Source organism: Oceanobacillus alkalisoli (assembly GCF_022213125.1).
In the GTDB taxonomy this organism is placed as follows: Bacteria; Bacillota; Bacilli; order Bacillales; family Amphibacillaceae; genus Oceanobacillus; species Oceanobacillus alkalisoli.
This window is the reverse complement of sequence record NZ_JAKNRA010000003.1, coordinates 206,684-223,461: the sequence shown is the minus strand read 5'-3', so window position 1 is coordinate 223,461 and position 16,778 is coordinate 206,684. Positions and strand designations below refer to the sequence as shown.

Annotated in this window: 22 protein-coding genes and 1 pseudogene; 6 read left to right on the top strand and 17 right to left on the bottom strand. The window is 40.4% G+C overall.

Going from position 1 to position 16,778, the window contains the following annotated elements; genetic code table 11:
- Positions 1-264 precede the first annotated feature (264 nt).
- On the top strand, positions 265-543 hold the full coding sequence (gene abrB / locus L3V42_RS07070) for a transition state genes transcriptional regulator AbrB (protein ID WP_235763193.1): 279 nt from the start codon (positions 265-267) through the stop codon (positions 541-543).
- A 92-nt stretch (positions 544-635) separates the two neighbouring features.
- On the opposite strand, the gene rsmI is transcribed toward abrB, so the two are convergent.
- The 13 genes from rsmI to L3V42_RS07005 all read right to left on the bottom strand — a co-directional run bounded on the left by rsmI (position 636) and on the right by L3V42_RS07005 (position 10,020).
- Positions 636-1,511 (bottom strand): 16S rRNA (cytidine(1402)-2'-O)-methyltransferase, encoded by an 876-nt coding sequence (gene rsmI / locus L3V42_RS07065; protein ID WP_238471651.1) that lies wholly within the window; start codon positions 1,509-1,511, stop codon positions 636-638.
- Complete coding sequence (locus L3V42_RS07060; RefSeq protein ID WP_235763191.1) at positions 1,508-1,780, bottom strand: GIY-YIG nuclease family protein; 273 nt, start codon at positions 1,778-1,780, stop codon at positions 1,508-1,510. Before L3V42_RS07060 ends, rsmI begins: the two co-directional genes overlap by 4 nt.
- Positions 1,773-2,513 (bottom strand): tRNA1(Val) (adenine(37)-N6)-methyltransferase, encoded by a 741-nt coding sequence (locus tag L3V42_RS07055; protein ID WP_238471650.1) that lies wholly within the window; start codon positions 2,511-2,513, stop codon positions 1,773-1,775. Before L3V42_RS07055 ends, L3V42_RS07060 begins: the two co-directional genes overlap by 8 nt.
- A 183-nt stretch (positions 2,514-2,696) precedes the next feature.
- Positions 2,697-3,053 carry a DNA replication initiation control protein YabA gene (gene yabA / locus L3V42_RS07050; RefSeq protein WP_235763189.1) on the bottom strand — a complete coding sequence of 119 codons (357 nt, stop codon included), beginning with the start codon at positions 3,051-3,053 and terminating at the stop codon, positions 2,697-2,699.
- Positions 3,054-3,070: 17 nt separating this feature from the next.
- Positions 3,071-3,895 (bottom strand): PSP1 domain-containing protein, encoded by an 825-nt coding sequence (locus L3V42_RS07045; RefSeq protein WP_235763188.1) that lies wholly within the window; start codon positions 3,893-3,895, stop codon positions 3,071-3,073.
- Positions 3,896-3,905: 10 nt separating this feature from the next.
- Positions 3,906-4,895 (bottom strand): DNA polymerase III subunit delta', encoded by a 990-nt coding sequence (gene holB / locus L3V42_RS07040; RefSeq protein ID WP_238471649.1) that lies wholly within the window; start codon positions 4,893-4,895, stop codon positions 3,906-3,908.
- Between the two features lie 40 nt (positions 4,896-4,935).
- Positions 4,936-5,370, bottom strand: coding sequence for a YaaR family protein (locus L3V42_RS07035; protein WP_235763186.1), 435 nt, complete (start codon positions 5,368-5,370; stop codon positions 4,936-4,938).
- A 358-nt stretch (positions 5,371-5,728) separates the two neighbouring features.
- Positions 5,729-6,058: a cyclic di-AMP receptor DarA gene (gene darA / locus L3V42_RS07030; RefSeq protein WP_235763185.1), complete on the bottom strand. Its 330-nt coding sequence runs from the start codon at positions 6,056-6,058 to the stop codon at positions 5,729-5,731.
- 17 nt (positions 6,059-6,075) lie between these two features.
- On the bottom strand, positions 6,076-6,702 hold the full coding sequence (gene tmk, locus L3V42_RS07025) for a dTMP kinase (protein ID WP_235763184.1): 627 nt from the start codon (positions 6,700-6,702) through the stop codon (positions 6,076-6,078).
- Positions 6,703-6,720: 18 nt separating this feature from the next.
- Entirely contained in the window at positions 6,721-8,136 is a 1,416-nt protein-coding gene (locus L3V42_RS07020; protein ID WP_235763183.1) for an aminotransferase class I/II-fold pyridoxal phosphate-dependent enzyme, read from the bottom strand.
- Between the two features lie 209 nt (positions 8,137-8,345).
- Positions 8,346-9,245 carry a TraB/GumN family protein gene (locus L3V42_RS07015; protein WP_238471648.1) on the bottom strand — a complete coding sequence of 300 codons (900 nt, stop codon included), beginning with the start codon at positions 9,243-9,245 and terminating at the stop codon, positions 8,346-8,348.
- Positions 9,246-9,401: 156 nt separating this feature from the next.
- Complete coding sequence (locus L3V42_RS07010; RefSeq protein ID WP_235763181.1) at positions 9,402-9,590, bottom strand: sigma factor G inhibitor Gin; 189 nt, start codon at positions 9,588-9,590, stop codon at positions 9,402-9,404.
- 166 nt (positions 9,591-9,756) lie between these two features.
- Positions 9,757-10,020: a pro-sigmaK processing inhibitor BofA family protein gene (locus L3V42_RS07005; protein ID WP_238471647.1), complete on the bottom strand. Its 264-nt coding sequence runs from the start codon at positions 10,018-10,020 to the stop codon at positions 9,757-9,759.
- Between the two features lie 357 nt (positions 10,021-10,377).
- On the opposite strand from L3V42_RS07005, the gene L3V42_RS07000 reads away from it, so the two are divergent.
- Positions 10,378-10,935, top strand: coding sequence for a DUF7010 family protein (locus L3V42_RS07000; RefSeq protein WP_235763179.1), 558 nt, complete (start codon positions 10,378-10,380; stop codon positions 10,933-10,935).
- A gap of 47 nt (positions 10,936-10,982) precedes the next feature.
- Here the strand turns inward: L3V42_RS07000 and L3V42_RS06995 are convergent, their stop codons facing one another.
- The 4 genes from L3V42_RS06995 to dnaX form a co-directional block, all read right to left on the bottom strand.
- Positions 10,983-11,195 carry a DUF2508 family protein gene (locus L3V42_RS06995; RefSeq protein ID WP_235763178.1) on the bottom strand — a complete coding sequence of 71 codons (213 nt, stop codon included), beginning with the start codon at positions 11,193-11,195 and terminating at the stop codon, positions 10,983-10,985.
- Positions 11,196-11,211: 16 nt separating this feature from the next.
- Positions 11,212-11,808, bottom strand: a complete 597-nt coding sequence (gene recR / locus L3V42_RS06990; protein WP_235763177.1) for a recombination mediator RecR — start codon at positions 11,806-11,808, stop codon at positions 11,212-11,214.
- Positions 11,809-11,990: 182 nt separating this feature from the next.
- Positions 11,991-12,305 carry a YbaB/EbfC family nucleoid-associated protein gene (locus tag L3V42_RS06985; protein WP_238471646.1) on the bottom strand — a complete coding sequence of 105 codons (315 nt, stop codon included), beginning with the start codon at positions 12,303-12,305 and terminating at the stop codon, positions 11,991-11,993.
- Positions 12,306-12,352: 47 nt separating this feature from the next.
- A complete protein-coding gene (gene dnaX, locus L3V42_RS06980) occupies positions 12,353-14,050 on the bottom strand; it encodes a DNA polymerase III subunit gamma/tau (protein ID WP_238471645.1) in 1,698 nt (565 codons plus the stop codon).
- 253 nt (positions 14,051-14,303) lie between these two features.
- Here dnaX and L3V42_RS18280 point away from each other — a divergent pair, with 253 nt between their 5' ends.
- The 4 genes and pseudogenes from L3V42_RS18280 (at position 14,304) to L3V42_RS06965 (ending at position 16,160) form a co-directional block, all read left to right on the top strand.
- Positions 14,304-14,432, top strand: coding sequence for a hypothetical protein (locus L3V42_RS18280; RefSeq protein WP_255771038.1), 129 nt, complete (start codon positions 14,304-14,306; stop codon positions 14,430-14,432).
- Between the two features lie 185 nt (positions 14,433-14,617).
- Positions 14,618-14,863 (top strand): hypothetical protein, encoded by a 246-nt coding sequence (locus L3V42_RS06975; protein WP_238471644.1) that lies wholly within the window; start codon positions 14,618-14,620, stop codon positions 14,861-14,863.
- A gap of 23 nt (positions 14,864-14,886) precedes the next feature.
- Positions 14,887-15,084 (top strand): annotated as a pseudogene (locus L3V42_RS06970) (HAD hydrolase-like protein); the annotation flags it as partial.
- 65 nt (positions 15,085-15,149) lie between these two features.
- Entirely contained in the window at positions 15,150-16,160 is a 1,011-nt protein-coding gene (locus L3V42_RS06965) for a phosphotransferase family protein (RefSeq protein ID WP_235763174.1), read from the top strand.
- The last annotated feature ends 618 nt before the right edge of the window (positions 16,161-16,778 follow it).

Here is a 16,778-nt window from a genome sequence, read left to right as displayed (position 1 = left end):
TGTTTTCGACAAATTGAATCATTAATTTTCTAACTAATGAATATTTTGAGAAATAAAATTGACATTATTTAGTGATGTTGTTATTCTATTGCTAAGTAGATGTTATGAATTGCATTTTAAAATTTAACTTAAGTTATCAGTAATTGCGGAATATATAGACAAATATAAAACATCTGCAATTATTTAGATAAAGAAAAACAAGGAAATTGGCAGCATACATATAAAGAGTGCCGTTTCCAACATTATCTGGGGAGGATAAAAAATATGAAATCTACTGGAATTGTTCGCAAAGTCGATGAACTTGGGAGAGTCGTAATCCCAATTGAATTAAGACGCACACTGGACATCCACGAGAAAGATCCAATTGAAATTTATGTGGATGATGACAAAATTATTTTACGGAAGTATGAATCTCGGATGGCATGCCATATTACTGGTGAAGTATCCGATGATAACTTACTTCTCGCAGGTGGCAAGCTCATCCTTAGTAAAGACGGTGCTGCTGCGTTAATTCAAGAAATTGAATCCCGCTTAGTAAATTAATTGTTCACCCAACATGGGAGATAGTTTCACCATAACTCTAAAATTAAATGAACTGGGTTGAATCATGCACCCAGTTTTATTTTTGTGTGGCGCTAATTCCGAATATGATAATTTTGGTAGACCTCCCGTTTCGGAACACCGCGATCCACCGCCGTTTGCTTAATAGCCTCTTTACTTGATAATCCTTCCTGATCCATATAATGCTCTACATGTTCCTTCATCTCGAGATCAATCCACCAATCAGCAGCAGCTTGCGCGTCATCTTCATTTGCTCCTTCAACAACAATGACAAACTCACCCTTCAATTCATTTGTTTCCACCCAAGTGAGCACCTCTTCTATTGTTCCGCGGATATATTCTTCAAAGCGTTTCGTAAGTTCGCGGGCTAATGTGATCTTCCGGTCGCCTAATGTTTCATGTAGAACATTTACAGTATCCTTTACACGGAACGGTGATTCGTAGAAGAGAAGCGACGCCGGAATGGACTTTAACCTGTCCAAAACCTCGACCTTTTCTTTCTTTTTCCGTGGCAAAAATCCGTAAAAGTAAAACTCATCTGTCGAGAGGCCGGAACCAACAAGGGCACTAAGGGCGGCGTTTGCTCCTGGCAGGACAATGACTTTGATATCCCGTTCTAATGCAGCCTTGACAATATCTGTACCGGGATCAGAAATGGCCGGCATACCTGCATCACTTACAACAGCGATTTGTGCTCCACTTTCCGCTTTGTTGATCAGCTTTTCTATTTTCTCATTTCTAGTATGCTCGTGATAGCTTGTTAATGGGGTCGTAATTTCAAAGTAATTTAAAAGTTTCTTCGTATTCCGCGTATCTTCTGCCGCAATGACAGTCGCTGTCTTTAACGTATTTAACGCACGATACGTAATATCCTCCAGATTCCCGATCGGTGTCGGAACGAGAATAATGGCGCCTTCTGTTTCATTTGCAAAGCTCTTTTGGATCATCATTTCCGCACACACTTCTTTCTTTTAGCACCGATTAATTCTTCCTTTTCAGCACGCGAGAGCTGCTTGATCTCATATTCACGTCGTAACGCTTCTTCCTTTGTCGGAAAATCTTCTATATGGACAACTTCAAATGGACCCCGGCCGCGGGTATACTTTGCTCCTTTCCCCGATTCATGCATCATGACCCGGTGGGAAAGATTATTTGTATAACCTGTATATAATGTATTATCCTTACATTTCAACATATAAACAAGATGCGTGTTAGCCATAGATAATGCTCCTAGCTTCCTCCGTATAGCTCCCGTCACCACGGTAAATATATAGAGGAGGAAGAATTTTGATGTCCGACTTCCCGTCACGTATTCCTTCAACTAACAGCATGTTCGCTTCTTTCCCATGCTTCGGGTAAACAAACTGGATTCGCTTTGGTTCTATTTTATTTTGCCGGAAGAGCGTAATGATATCAACAAGCCTTCCCGGCCGGTGAACCATTGCTACCTTCCCGCCTGGACGGACGTGCAGTTTACACGCTTTAACAACATCTTCTAACGTACAGTAGACTTCATGTCTGGCAATCGTAAGGTATTCATTTTCATTATGCTCTGTTGCTTTCGGAGAACGGAAATAAGGCGGGTTACACGTTACAACGTCAAAGCTACTATGACCGAGCACCGGCAGCATTTCTTTTAAATCACCGTGAATAACGGAAAGCTGCTCCCCGAGATTATTGAATTCGATACTGCGCTCTGCCATTTGAAAAATCCGTTCTTGGATTTCCACTCCTGTAATTTTCGCATTACTCCGCTTCGACATGAGTAAAGGAATCACTGCATTTCCCGTGCACAAATCAAGGATTGTACCACGCTTAAGTGGGATACTAGCAAAATGAGCGAGCAATACCGCATCAAGCGAAAAGGCAAATGCTGTCGGGCTTTGGATAATTTTCATCGACTCGTCGGCTAATAAGTAATCGAGCCGTTCATCATCGTATAGTTTTACCATGTTGGAATCCTTTCTATACTAACACCTTAATAAAGTGAAACTTCATTCAGCAAGGGTTTTCTTTCCTTCCCCTACTGAATGTTAGTTGAACAGAATCAGGGATTTACGGACTGTATATTACAGACTGTTAATCCGTGAGAAAACTGCCCTATTTTTATAATAGGACAGTTTTTGGCTAGTACACTATTTTCTATTTGCAAAGAAATCCAGACAAAAAATACAATCTTCATTCTGCCGCGGACTTCCAAACTCTAAATTACAAATGTGAAAACCTTCATCATAAAGCCTTGCAAGGTTATCACGGCCTTCTCCTGGTAAGTATTCTTTCGTATCATCATCTTTACTGTTTTTCTTTTGTTTTTCTTTTTCTTGATTCGTTTGCTCCAAATGGTTGCGCAAATTGTGATTCTCTACTTGCAGGCGATGGTTTTCTTCAAGGACACTGCTTAGCTGCCCTTTTAATTCGCCAAGTCGTTCATATAGTTCACCAATTTGCTTTTCCATATCGGCAACCTGGTCAAATATTTCCCTATTATTCACGCCCACTCACCTCTTCACTACTTTGTGGCCTGCGCTAACATTCCTTCTTCGATCATTTCATCTAATGTATATTCAATCGTACGTTCTTGTTCTTTTAATTCAATTTGTACGAGTTTTTCCAGGATATTTAAGCCGACAACTTTACCTTTACCGTGTGGCGTCTTGATCGCTTCACCAAAGTCAGGCAGTTCTCTTTTAGCTTCTTCATAATGGTCATTTTCATACTTCAGGCAACACATCAAGCGACCGCATAATCCGGAAATCTTCGCTGGATTAAGAGACAAGTTCTGATCTTTTGCCATTTTAATCGATACAGGCTCAAAGTCACCTAAAAATGTCGAGCAGCAAAGCATCCGACCACATGGACCAATACCACCAAGCATTTTCGCTTCGTCACGGACACCTATTTGCCGTAGTTCGATTCTTGTCTTGAACATGGATGCAAGGTCTTTCACAAGATTACGGAAATCAATCCGGCCGTCTGCAGTGAAGTAGAAGATGATTTTATTCCGGTCAAATGTATATTCTACATCCACCATATTCATCTCGAGTTCATGTTCTATCACCTTTATAGAACAGGCTTCCATTGCTTTTTGAGCTTGCTTCTGATTCTCAACAACCGTACGTTTATCTTCATCGGTTGCTACTCGAATCACTTTCTTAAGCGGAAGTACAACATCTTCCTCATCCACCTGCTTGCTTGCAATAACGACTTTCCCAAATTCAATGCCACGAATTGTTTCCACAATCACATAGCTGTCCGGTGTAATCTGTTCTATCCCTGGATCAAAATAATATATTTTACCCGCCTTTTTAAAGCGGACACCAATTACTTCTATCATTCTATTTTTTTCACCTCTTCATTTGCAGTACGAGCTGCTCCATTACTAATGTAGGCTGGACATTTTGTGAGAGTTTCCGTTTTGCCTGGATGATGTAATCAAGCAGTTTCGATAAATGATGTTGTGAAAATTTCATCGAGCTCTTCTCGAGTAATGCATCCGCCGGTTTGAAAACGGTCATCGCACCCTCATTCCCAATATGGTAATAAAGGACGTCACGCAGGGCGAGGAGTAAGATATCAAGCCCTCGGTCGTGATCCTCTCTCTCTTTAAAATGTGTGAGCCATTTACTGTGGAGATAGAGATAAACATTATCATGATTGGTTGTGAGCATTTCTATTAATTGTAACACTAGCTTTCTTGCTTCCACAAACCATTCGTCTTGCACAACCTGAAACGCATCATCTAAATTATTCGTCAGCGCGCTCATCAAGGTTGCATCTTGCTCTCGCATTCCCTCTGTAACCAATTGTTTCTGAAACTGCAGGGGGTTCAGCGGCTTTAAGTCTATAACCTGACAACGAGAGCGGATTGTTGCAAGAATCGCCCCACTGTTTTCCGTAAGCATCATTGCTGTCGTCTGCTTACTCGGTTCTTCTAAAAATTTCAGGAGACTGTTCGCTGCATTTACCGTCATCCGGTCCGCATGTTTAACAACATACACCTTTTGATTGGATTCCATCCCAGAATAGGAGAATTCCTTCTGTAAATGCTGCACTTGCTCCTTTGATATGGATAAACCTTCTGGCTCGATCCAATGAACGTCCGGATGGTTGCCAGAAGTGATTCGTCTGCAGTTATTACAGGTGTTACACGGCTCTGTCCCTTGTCTATTTTCACAGAAGAGACTCTTCGCCATGACGAGGGCAATCTGCTCTTTCCCAGTTCCCCGTTCACCTTGTAAAAGATACGCATGAGAAATTCGGCCTTTTGTTATACTGTTTGTGAGAATCTGAGTTGCCAGAGGCTGTATTTCTACTAATTCAGACCAGTTGTTCATGGGTATCCTTCCTTATCTTCTAGCGCTTCCGCCTTTAAGATTACGTATATATGTTAATCAGTAACCCCTTAATTTCACCAATGAGGTCAAGGATGTCTACTGTCTTCTTTTCTTGATTCATCACTTCATCTGTCAGTTCGAGTAACTTATCATCTAGTTCCTTAATGATGGTGAGCTTACGACTGCTGCCATCAAAACTGAATGAGTGTCCGTGTTGCAGTTTATAACCGATCGAAACCGTTTCTTGTAAAAAACCTTTGATCATTCGTTTGAATTTCACAACTTCTCGCATGGTACGGTAATGTGCTAATTTTTCGCCTTGTTTTGAAATGTTTTGTATTAATTGCTGCAGTTCTTGCTGTTTCAGATTCTGAGATTCGGATTGAACTAATTTTTGGAAGGACTGGGTCTCGGTATGAATCGGCCTCGGTATATTCATTTCTGTACGTGATTTCATTTCCTGGCTGATTTTCATGCATTCTCCACTCCTTCCATGTTTGTTTCCTGTTAGTTAAGGAACTTTAATATAAAATGCTGTGGATTAGTAAAATGGCTAGCAATGGCCACGTCCAGCTCCATCGCCCAGCAACTATTAAATTTCACACTCTTCCAATCGATAAAGAAGGCTTAGCCGTTTGGTTTTTGTGAGGCTTAGTCGCCCTTATACCCTTGTGGTGAAAGTCAACATCAACTCACTATCATCGCCTGAATTTCCTTTACCTCAAAGAGAAGAGTAGAAGTTTGTACGTTGCTGCGACTACTGGATGTGCTAGTACAGGCGTTGCGAAGACGATCGCGTACTTAGCCTGTAAGGGCGTTTCCGCTTTTGTGCTTTAAAATTGGATAAATGATTCAATTGGTACGACAAAGACCGTTGCGCCACCGACTTCAACTTTAACAGGCTTGGGGATATAAGAATCGGCGCTTCCTCCCATTGGTGAAATTGGAGCAACCATCTGTTCACGCTGGGAGCAATTTTCTTTAATGATAGCTAAAGCTGTATCCACTTCATCATCATTACAACCAATCATTAAAGTCGTATTACCTTCTTTTAAAAATCCTCCTGTTGAAGCAAGTTTTGTCGTTTTGAAGTCTTCTTCCGCCAGCGCATTAACGAGTCGGGTGGAATCTTTGTCTTGAAGCACAGCAAAAATTAATTTCATTGGTTTGCTCTCCCTTCTTATTTTAAATAAGCTAAAATACAATCCAATGCACTTCTCTCAACATCTTGGAAGGCTTGGTCGGCATTGATTTTTTTAATGCGGTTTGGATACTGCTCCTGAAGCAATTGATAACCTTCATATACTTTTTCATGGAAGGCTATTGTCTCCAAATCCAAACGGTTCTTCTCTCTATTCTTATTCGCCGCAATTCGCTCTAATCCCTTTTTTGGAGTGATATCAAATAATAAAGTTAAATTCGGCATCACGCCCTGAATGGCAAATTGATTAATCTGATATACTTCCTCCATTCCAAGGCCTCGGGCATGTCCTTGGTAAGCGAGGCTGGAATCGATAAAACGATCACAGAGCACAACTTTTCCTTCGTCAAGTGCAGGAAGGACTTTCTCTACCAGATGCTGTCTGCGGGCGGCTGCATAGAGTAATGCTTCTGTACGTTCCTCCATCGACGTATTCGCATGGTCATGGAGGATTGAGCGGATTTGTTCCGCTATATCAATGCCACCCGGTTCTCTTGTTGCTACAACTTGATAGCCCAAGTCAATTAATTTATCAGTTAATGCATGGAGAACGGATGTCTTTCCCGCTCCTTCCACACCTTCAAATGTTATGAATTTTCCCTTCACTGCTTTTTCTCCTTCAGGTTATTGCTTAAAAATACGGATACCTTCATTCCGCTGCTGAATTCGTACACCACGGACGGTAAGCTGTCTGATTGCTCGTATATGCTCGTGGGTCACCATTTCTCCTTTTAATATGAAAGGGATTCCCGGCGGATAAGGAATGACTGCCTCTGCGGCAATTTCCCCGTTACTTGCTTCAAGGGGTATGAGTTTCTGTTCCAATCCTTCCATCTTTCTATAGGACAAAGCTAATTCTTGCCTTTTGCTAGTAAATAAATTTACTACCTCTATTGTAGCATGATTTGGCTCGTTTTTTAATTTTTCATTGACAGAATCGAGGACTTTTTTCAAGCGGTTCCATTCAGTGAATGAAGCAAGACCGAAAATAAAAAGAATTTGCCGCTCCGTCACAAGCTCTGGGTAGATGCCTTGCGCCTCAAAAAGCGTGGCAGCTTCTTTTGCAGTATACCCATCTTTCAGCTGGATAGTTAATTTAATTGGGTCATTGGACGGGACAAGTTCCCATTTATCGTATGTTTCAGCTGCGAATAGTGCTTTAATTTCTTGCACGTCCGTGAGTGCTTGCTGGATCGATTCTTCCGTTTGGTTAGCAAGAAAATAGCGAGCGATATCCAGGGAAGCCATGAGCGGGTAGGATGGACTGCTTGATTGCAGCATTTGTAATCTGTAAGCTAAGCATTCTTTCGTAACACGTGTTGACTTTATATGTAAATAAGAAGCCATCGTCATTGCTGGAGCCGTTTTATGGGCGGAGTGAACAACGACGTCTGCACCGAGTGTTAAGGAAGACGACGGAAATGGATTTCCTAGAGAAAAGTGGACTCCATGTGCTTCATCGACGAGAACAGGGATGTTGTTTTTGTGGGCGAGTTCAATCATTGCTTTTATATTATACGTCCGCCCGAAATAATCTGGGTACGTCAAGATAACAGCTGCTGCATCCGGATGCTCCGAAAGTGCGTCTGCGAAAGTTTTGAGCGCTGGACTTGTAAATCTCTGAACTTTGGCATCGTAATCCGGTGCAATAAAGATGGGACGTACACCGGCAAGTTCAAGTCCATTCATAATGGACTTATGACAATTGCGCTGCACGATGACCTTATCTCCTTGCTTGCAGGTTGCTAGAATCATCGCAAGGTTGCCCACCGTACTTCCGTTAATCAAGAAAAAAGTATGATCAGATTGGAAAAATTTAGTAGCGAGCTTTTCCGCTTCAGCGATGGAGCCTTGAGGAGCATGCAAATCATCTAAACCCGGAAGCTCGGTTACATCAAGCTTCAGGATGTGCTCATAATATGTCTGTGCTTGCTCAGGAAAAATTGTACCATTTTTATGTCCCGGAACGTGGAAAGAAAGTGGGTTTTTTTTAGTAAATTTATCTAGCATTTTTAAAATAGGGATGTTTTTCTGCTTCATTGGCGGGTACCTCCTGTTAAGTATAGTTTAACATAGAGTGGGACTGGGGTGGAAAGTGCTTGGTAGAACAGAAAGTGGAAGAGGAAGGATAATCAACGGGACCTTACCTTTATTTAATTATCATTCTATCCGTACTAACAGATGAGAATCCTGCATAACAACGAAAAATCCCCTGTTTAGAAAACTATCTAAAAGGGGAAGTCCACTTCTTAATAAATATGTTCAACCTTATAACCATCTTCTTCAATTAACGAAACAATGCTCGGATCCTCCACCATATGCATTGCACCAACAAAGACAAAATACGTTTGACCGCTATCTTCTGTAAGTATTTCAAGAATCGTATCTGCCATTCCGATATTACGGTTTGTATTCATTTCTTCCATATATTCTTCATAACCCTCAATGCTTTCCTCATCCTCACCAGAGGCACTTAATTCGTCTGTTGCTCCATTTAACCAATAAGCGGTGATTTCATCCAAATCTTCCACCATCTCATCATAATTCAAAATTGCATCTTCCAGCATTTCAAGTTGTAATTCCTCGGAGAATCCTGATAGCACCATGAGCTGATCTTCATATGTTTCCAGCTCACGTATTTCTTTTTCATCTTCATCCGCTCGGTCTAGAAAATATTGATCCACCGCATATTCCGGACTATACTCTGATTCTTCAAGCGCAAATTGCATCAGCAACATTTCCATGAACCAAGGTTTGAACTGCTGAACCATTTCGATGCCCATATCATTCTCTTTAAGGATTTCCTCCAAAGCAACAAACGTATCTTCCGTTAAATCATCAGCTAGTGTCTGACCCTCTTCATACATGGCGAGATCCATCATCAAGGATTGGGATTCCATGACATCGAGTTCATTTAAATTAATTTCAGGCAAAACAACATCAGATTCCTCATAAGCATCTTCTATTTGTTCGTTTAACGGGAAAAAATCTTCGTTCCCTACATGAATAGTACCTTGTAAATAAACGGTTGTATCCTCATTTTCCACTTTCCAGAGAAAACCGCCATCATTCCGCTCTTCAGTGGCGCTGTTCTGACATCCGAAAAGTACGGTAATTATAATCATCAACGTAAGTAAAATTTTCCTCATCGACTCACCCCATTTTCATACGGACATATCAATTATTATTATTCCAAAAGTTAAAAATAACACTTTCACCCAGAATATCATGCTGGTAACTAACTTGCAAAAACTTTCTGTTTATAGATATGGACAAAATAAAAAGCCTTTGCGAAAACAAAGACTCTAGGAAAATAACTGTTGCTGGTTTACATTTTTTAGTTTTTTCACATAGTAACGGTATTTCTCTTCGCGTGGCTCGGTATGAATCATATTATACTCACATTCTCTGCAAATGAACATCGTATATAAATGAATACCTTGCCCTTTCTCTTCCTCACAGATTCCGCAATGTTTCAGCGCCTTTGCTTCCATTTCCCCACCTCCATGAGCATAGTATCTCCTAATCTCATGTATCTTATTCATGGAAGATGAAAAATGCTATTTTCATAATGAAAATGGGCATATTGGTGGCCTGAAGGAAGAGAAATATCGAGCTAAAGTGGGACAAATGCTCTGTGATCCCATGTTGTCCCTCGTTTCATAGAATAAAAAGGTGGATCGCGACAAGGGATCCAACACCAAATATTCCGAGCAATCCGCAGACAAGTGCGGTGAATAGATTGATTGGGACATGGATACCAAAGTTTGCACCGAATACATTAACAAAAAATAATAATAAAGCTCCGATTACTAGTTTGACAGCCCCTTGTCCAAGTATTTTCATTGGTTTGACGGGCGCACCGATAGTGAGTAGTAAGACGATAACGGAAATCATAATGATAATGATTAAAGTTGAACTCATGTTTAGACACTCCCCCGACACTGAAATTATTGCTTGAAGTGGGACAGTTACTCTGACCGAGGCTGCTGAAAAAGTACACTAATTTCAAGCGAATGGAAACCGATTCCCAAATTTCATGTAAAATAACCTATGAAAGTGGGGAATAGATACCTGTTTTCACTCGATTTTGGTTATCAAAGTGGGAAAAATAATTTCCAAAATATGTTTTTCAGCAGCCTCACTCTGACCCCATGTCCCAGTCATCTTATATATATGCGTTGAAAAAAGATATAGAAGTTAAAGGTGTAGAGAGTATTCCAATTATTGTATTAAGATGGTATTCTTAGGGTGTCGGATGATGAAAAAGGGGGCTTTTTTTTGAATTTTGAGGAGATTAGAAGTGAATTATCGATCAGGGGAAAGAATGGGCTTGGATTTCTATTAGCAGGGGTAGTTGTTTGGATTATTATATCCGTTATTTTTTTCACGAATCTCGAGATATATTATAAAACGATAGGTATGTTGTTTGCGACGGGGATTATGTTTCCATTATCAATTGCTTTTAATGGACTTCTTAAAGCGGATTGGAAACTAGAGGGGAATCCTTTAAGCTCATTAGGATTGATTTTGAATTTCGCCCAATTTATCTATTTTCCTATTCTGATTTGGGCAATTGGGACAAACACGGAATTAGCTGTTTTTATTTTTGCAATTATTACAGGGGCACATTTCTTTCCTTATGGCTGGTTTTATCAGTCAAAAGCTTATTACATCATGTCACCGGTTCTTTCTATCGCTGTTATGGTAATTGGCTGGAATTTGGCAGTAGAAAACTTATGGATCATACCACTCACGACGGTAATCTTACTTTCTATTTTAGTCATTTGGCTGTATCAAGAATATCGCGCTAAACTAAATAGACTGTCCCGCTCTTAGTGGGATTACAATAAAAAAACAGACGTCCAGGCGTCTGTTCTATTTTTTTACACGTGTAATGCATTCAATTTACGACGTCTTGCTTCGCGCAGTAAGTATAAGTATTTCGCCTGGGCGGCTTGCTCTGCAGCTCTGCTTTCCAAGGTACGGTCAATACTTCTCGTCCCAAGCTCACGAATCTGCTTCCATTCCCTTTCTAAAGCAAAAATACTATCAAGTAATTCCGCATCCACATGCTTCTTCTTCAACTTCCTTGCCATGTTCTTCACCCAAATCTTATAAATCTCTTCTTCCTTCTAATGCTCTTGATAGTGTCACTTCATCCGCATATTCCAAGTCTCCGCCTACCGGAAGTCCGTGGGCGATTCTCGTCGTACGAATGCCAGAAGGTTTCACTAATCGGGAAATATACATTGCAGTTGCTTCCCCTTCTATATTGGCATTGGTCGCCAGAATCAGTTCCTCAACCTCTTCATCTTTCAAGCGATTTATTAGATCAGGGACATTGATATCTTCTGGTCCAATTCCATCCATCGGCGAAATTGCACCATGAAGAACATGATATTTGCCATTGTATTCCTTCATTTTTTCCATCGCGATAACGTCTTTTGGATCTTCCACCACACAAATAATCGACCCATCCCGACTTGAATCCGAGCAGACAGCACAGATTTCTTTATCCGTGATATGACCGCAAATCGAGCAGTGGGTCAGTTCGCGTTTCGCATTCACTAATGCGTTCGCGAAGTTCAAGACATCATCGTCTTTCATATTCAACACATAAAAAGCCAGACGAACAGCAGTTTTCGGGCCAATTCCTGGCAGTTTCATAAAGCTGTCCATCAGCTTTGATATCGGTTCTGGGTAATACATTCATTATGCCTCCTAAACGATAAAGGCAAAAAGCACCTGTCCTTCATACAAAGGCGCAAGCGCCCGTTTAGCAACGTTCTTAAAGTTTACTAGCTGCTGGGCGCTTGGCCGAACATGTAAAAGCAAGTACTTCAAGCCGAGAGCGATTCATACGAGTGGAATTACCCGCAGGAACGCGTCCATTAAAACATGCCAGGCATATTTAAGCCTTTTGTAAATTGTCCCATCGTTGCTTCTGTTTTCTCATCGATTTGCTTCAGCACATCATTCGTTGCTGCGATGATTAAATCTTGCAGCATCTCGATATCATCTGGATCGACTACTTCTTCTTTAATTTCTACATCTGTAACTTCTTTCTTACCGTTTGCCGTTACAGTTACCATACCACCACCGGCAGAAGCTTCAAACGTCATCTCGTGTAATTCTTCTTGTGCTTTCATCATTTTCTTTTGCATTTTCTGCATTTGCTTCATCATATTATTCATATTTCCTCTCATGGAAATACCTCCTTATTATCATTTCTCATATTTTTAAAAAAAGAGTCTTACTCTTCTATTTCCAATAAATCATCACCGACAAGTTTTCTCGCTTCTTCAACGAGCGGATCACTTTGTTTTTCTTCATTCTCCTCATGCGCATCCTTTTCATGGTGGGAATTGAGGAATGCCTGCCTGACTTCGAGCCAATTTGCCTCAGGGATTGGAATAATTTGAAGCTGTCTCCCAGCAACACTAGCGAGGACGGATTCAACCAATTCCCGGTTATCGAGGAAGAGGTTACAGTGAATCTCATATTTAAATGCAACAACTAGTGCATCCGGTGAAGCTGCCACCGGCTTACTGTCCTGAATCGTTGCATGGGCCGGGGCATTCGTGCCTTTAAGCCTTTCTAAAAAGTTCGCCCAGTTTCCTTGTACTTGGCGTAACTCCTGCTTCTCCGCTGCCCTTAAAACAGCATAAATCTGCTCGGTTGGAACTTTAAAGCTGCTCTTTGAGCTACGGGATGGGGTGCGTCTTTGCTCCCGCTGTGGTGCTGGCTCGCTTGCAGCGACCGGCGGCTGCTCCTTCATGCGGGCAAGTTGCTTCTCAAGCTGTGCAAGCTTCTCCGTCAACCGAAGCACTTCATCACTTGCCACTGCAGCTTGGTTCCCTGCGGCCCCAGAGCCATTCGTAATCGTTAAAATCGCAATTTCAATATATACTTTCGGACTGTTGCTCCATTTGATTTCCTGCTGGCATGTGTTCAGACGGGTGATTGCTTCTTGAATCCAGTCAATCGGTGTCAGCTCAGCTAATTTCTGGAATGCCTCATCAACCCTGGCCCGTTCAAGCATACCTTCCAAGTCTGGATTACTCTTGTAAAGCAACAGGTCGCGCATGAAGTAGATGAGGTCATATACAAAGCGTCCAGGGTCTTTCCCTTCCTGGATGATCGTATCAAGCAGCTTGATTGCATGCTGCACATCTTTTTCAACCATTACATTTGTAATTTCCGTTAAAATTCCTTGGGAAACCCCACCTGTTACAGCGAGCACATCTTCTAAGGTGACCTCTTCACTGCTATAGGAAATAGCTTGGTCAAGAATACTTAACGCATCACGCATTCCACCTTCTGCCGTCCGAGCAATCGCATCCAGTGCTTCCCCGGTCACGTCCTGTTCATCCGTTTGAACAATTGTTTTCATCCGGTCGACAATAGCTTCATTGGATATTGGTTTAAAATCGAAACGTTGACATCGGGAAATAATCGTCAGTGGAATTTTATGTGGTTCGGTCGTCGCCAAAATAAACACAACATGCTGCGGCGGCTCTTCCAAGGTTTTTAAGAGCGCATTAAATGCATTCACAGAGATCATATGGACCTCATCAATAATATAAACCTTATAGGAAACGGCACTCGGTGCATATTTTACTTTATCACGGATTTCCCGGATATCATCGACACTCGTGTTCGATGCTGCATCAATCTCGATAATATCAGAGATCGATCCATCCTGAATCCCTAGACATGCATTACATTCATTGCATGGCTCTCCATCCGAATTATGTTCACAGTTGATGGTTTTTGCAAAAATCTTCGCTGCACTCGTTTTTCCTGTTCCACGAGGTCCGGTGAATAAATACGCATGGGAAAACTTCTGCTCACGGATAGCATTCTTCAGGGTACGTGTGATATGTGTTTGTCCAACGACGTCCTCAAAGACCTGAGGCCGCCAAACGCGATATAAAGCTTGATAGCTCATGATACAGATTCTCCTCTACATTCTATTTCTAATTATACCCGATATAGGGGGTGAATGTGAACTGATGAAGGATAACAACTTGAAAAACTTAAGGGAGTCTATTCATTTCCTCGCTTTTTCATTCAGAAGGTATTTCGTTGTTCCGGTATTTCGGGTAGACTGAAATTATCAAACATATGAAATCGATTAGATACAAGCGAAAGGAGCCTGTGAAATAGAAATCATCCTCATGTTTGCAGTAGGGGGTATTATCGTGATTATCGCTGTACTTGGCATCATAGGAGGATGGACTCAACGTATGAAAAAGCCGACAGATGAGTTACGGGAAAGGATTGCGGAATTGGAAAATAGAGTTCGTGCATTGGAGAATAAGGAACAATAAACGGAGGTGGTTCGGTGGATTCTTCTATTATAGCTGTATTAATTATCATCTTCATAGCCGTGATGGGAGTAAAGTACAGAAAGAAAAAAGATTAAGGACGGAAAATAGCTGCCGGTTCTTTTACTCAGTCTAAGGAGAAGGTCAAAACAGAATTTGTAAATTCAGTTCTAAGGAGCTAGCTTATAATGGAAAAGAATACAGAGCAACAGATTAATGAATTTCATAATCAGATACTAGAAGAATTAAAAACCATCAATAAATCAATCCAAGAAATAAATAGCAAGATTGATGATTTAGATAGGAATGGTAAGCCCATTTCAATCCTTTGGGGCATGCTGAAGTCGTTTGTGACTGGCATTCTAATTGTTGGACCGGTTATTGCGATAGTAATTATATTAAGCCAGATAATAGGAAACTGGACATTTAATTAATTTATGGCGGGGAAGAGATAAACGTGATTAAAGCAGTAATTTTTGACTTGGATGGAACACTATTAAACAGGGATGAATCAGTAAGTCAATTCATAGATAAACAATACGAGCGTTTAAATAAGTCGTTGCGCCACATTCCAAAAGATAAATACATAAATCGATTCAAAGCACTCGATAATACGGGGTACACCTGGAAGGATAAAGTTTATCAACAATTGGTAACGAATCCACAATTACAACTTTCATCTTTAGAAATTTAAATGAAATAAATAATAGGTGAATGAACATGACTGCTAAAATAATCTTTGCATCACAAAAGCTTGGTACTATACATCCTACCCAGCTTCAAGCAATGCTTAATAAATTTAGTTTAGGCACTCTCCTTTCATCCAGAAAAACAGAACAAGGCGCAATGGGACAAACGATGCTCGTTTCCTCTACAAATGGGGATTTTATTTTGAAAGGAAATCCTCTTTATCCTGGGCAGTTGAAAGAGGAAAAGTTCTTTATTGAAAATATCGAGAAAAGGACAGATACGCCGGTTCCAATCCCTTATATCATTGATGAATCGGAGGAGATTTTTGGTTGGAGTTACGCCCTTATGCCATGCCTAACGGGAGAGCATATCGATTCTGAACTGCTGAAAAATACACTCACGAATGAAAATAAATTACAAATTGCTGAATCAATTGTAAGTACGTTGTCTGCTTTACACAAATGGAAAGTAGCTGACTTCGGTGAACTTAACACAGATACAATGGAAAGCATTCCTTTCAAGCCTAGCTATACCGACTGGCTTTTCGAGCGGATAATGTTTTGGCTGGAAGATGCGAATAAGTATTCAACAATCACTCCTGAAGATATGGAGTGGGCTCGAACATTGCTTAATGAATCTAGAGAATCCTTTCATCGACTGGATTCACCAACTTTTGTAATGGGAGATTTTAAGCCAGGAAACTTCCTTGTAAATAAAGAGAAAAACGGCTGGGGCATTAGTGGCGTCTTTGATTTTACGAATTCTTATTTTGCAGACCCCGTTTTGGATTTAATTAAAATGGTGACCTATTACCTCAATCATGATGAATTGGAGATTGCCAGGCACATGCTAAACAAATATTTTGAAGGATGGACAGATAAAGGTTTCATAAAGAGTCGTTTAATAGTTCATATGCTGCATCAGAGAGTTTTGGATTGGGGCAATGGAAAGGCAACGAAAACGGCTACTTGGGATGATTCTTTAGCCTTTTCTGAATGGGCAGCAACTTATACGGAATTAATAGCTAGTCTTGTAGATTAAGATGATATAGATAAAAGGAGAACAGTCTATGGCTGTAACGAATAACAATCTAAAAATCACTGTCAGAACAGGAAAACTAGAAGATGGGATTTGTCGAAGAAGGAAGGAAAATAAAAGAAATTAAATGAAATGAAATGGAATATGCGGATGATATTCTTATGTTTAAATTGGTTTAAGACTTTTTAATGGAATGCATAACCGATTAAATGAAATTGTTGCATAGAAAGGTGATTACACATGAATAACTTTTTATACGCTATATATGCTGTGATATTAGCAGCACTATCAATATTTACTGGAGAAATCGTCACATTTGTTATGCTCGGATTTATTTTAATAACTTTACAAAATATCCATTCGACTTTAAAAGATATACTGAAAGCAAAATCAGAGGATTAGCTTTAGGGAGTACATAACGCTATCTAAAAGTCAAGAAACATATATATTAGGCAAGCGTTTTATATCAATAAGCAATAAAATAGCACAACAAGTGAATTAAAATATTTGTTGTGCCTCTTCTACTCTTTATAGCTTTATATACATAATCTATTCGGTAAAATTCAAATGTTATCTCCTTTTCTAGTCTTCTCAATTGCTGCAAGTACCTTCTCCAACTGC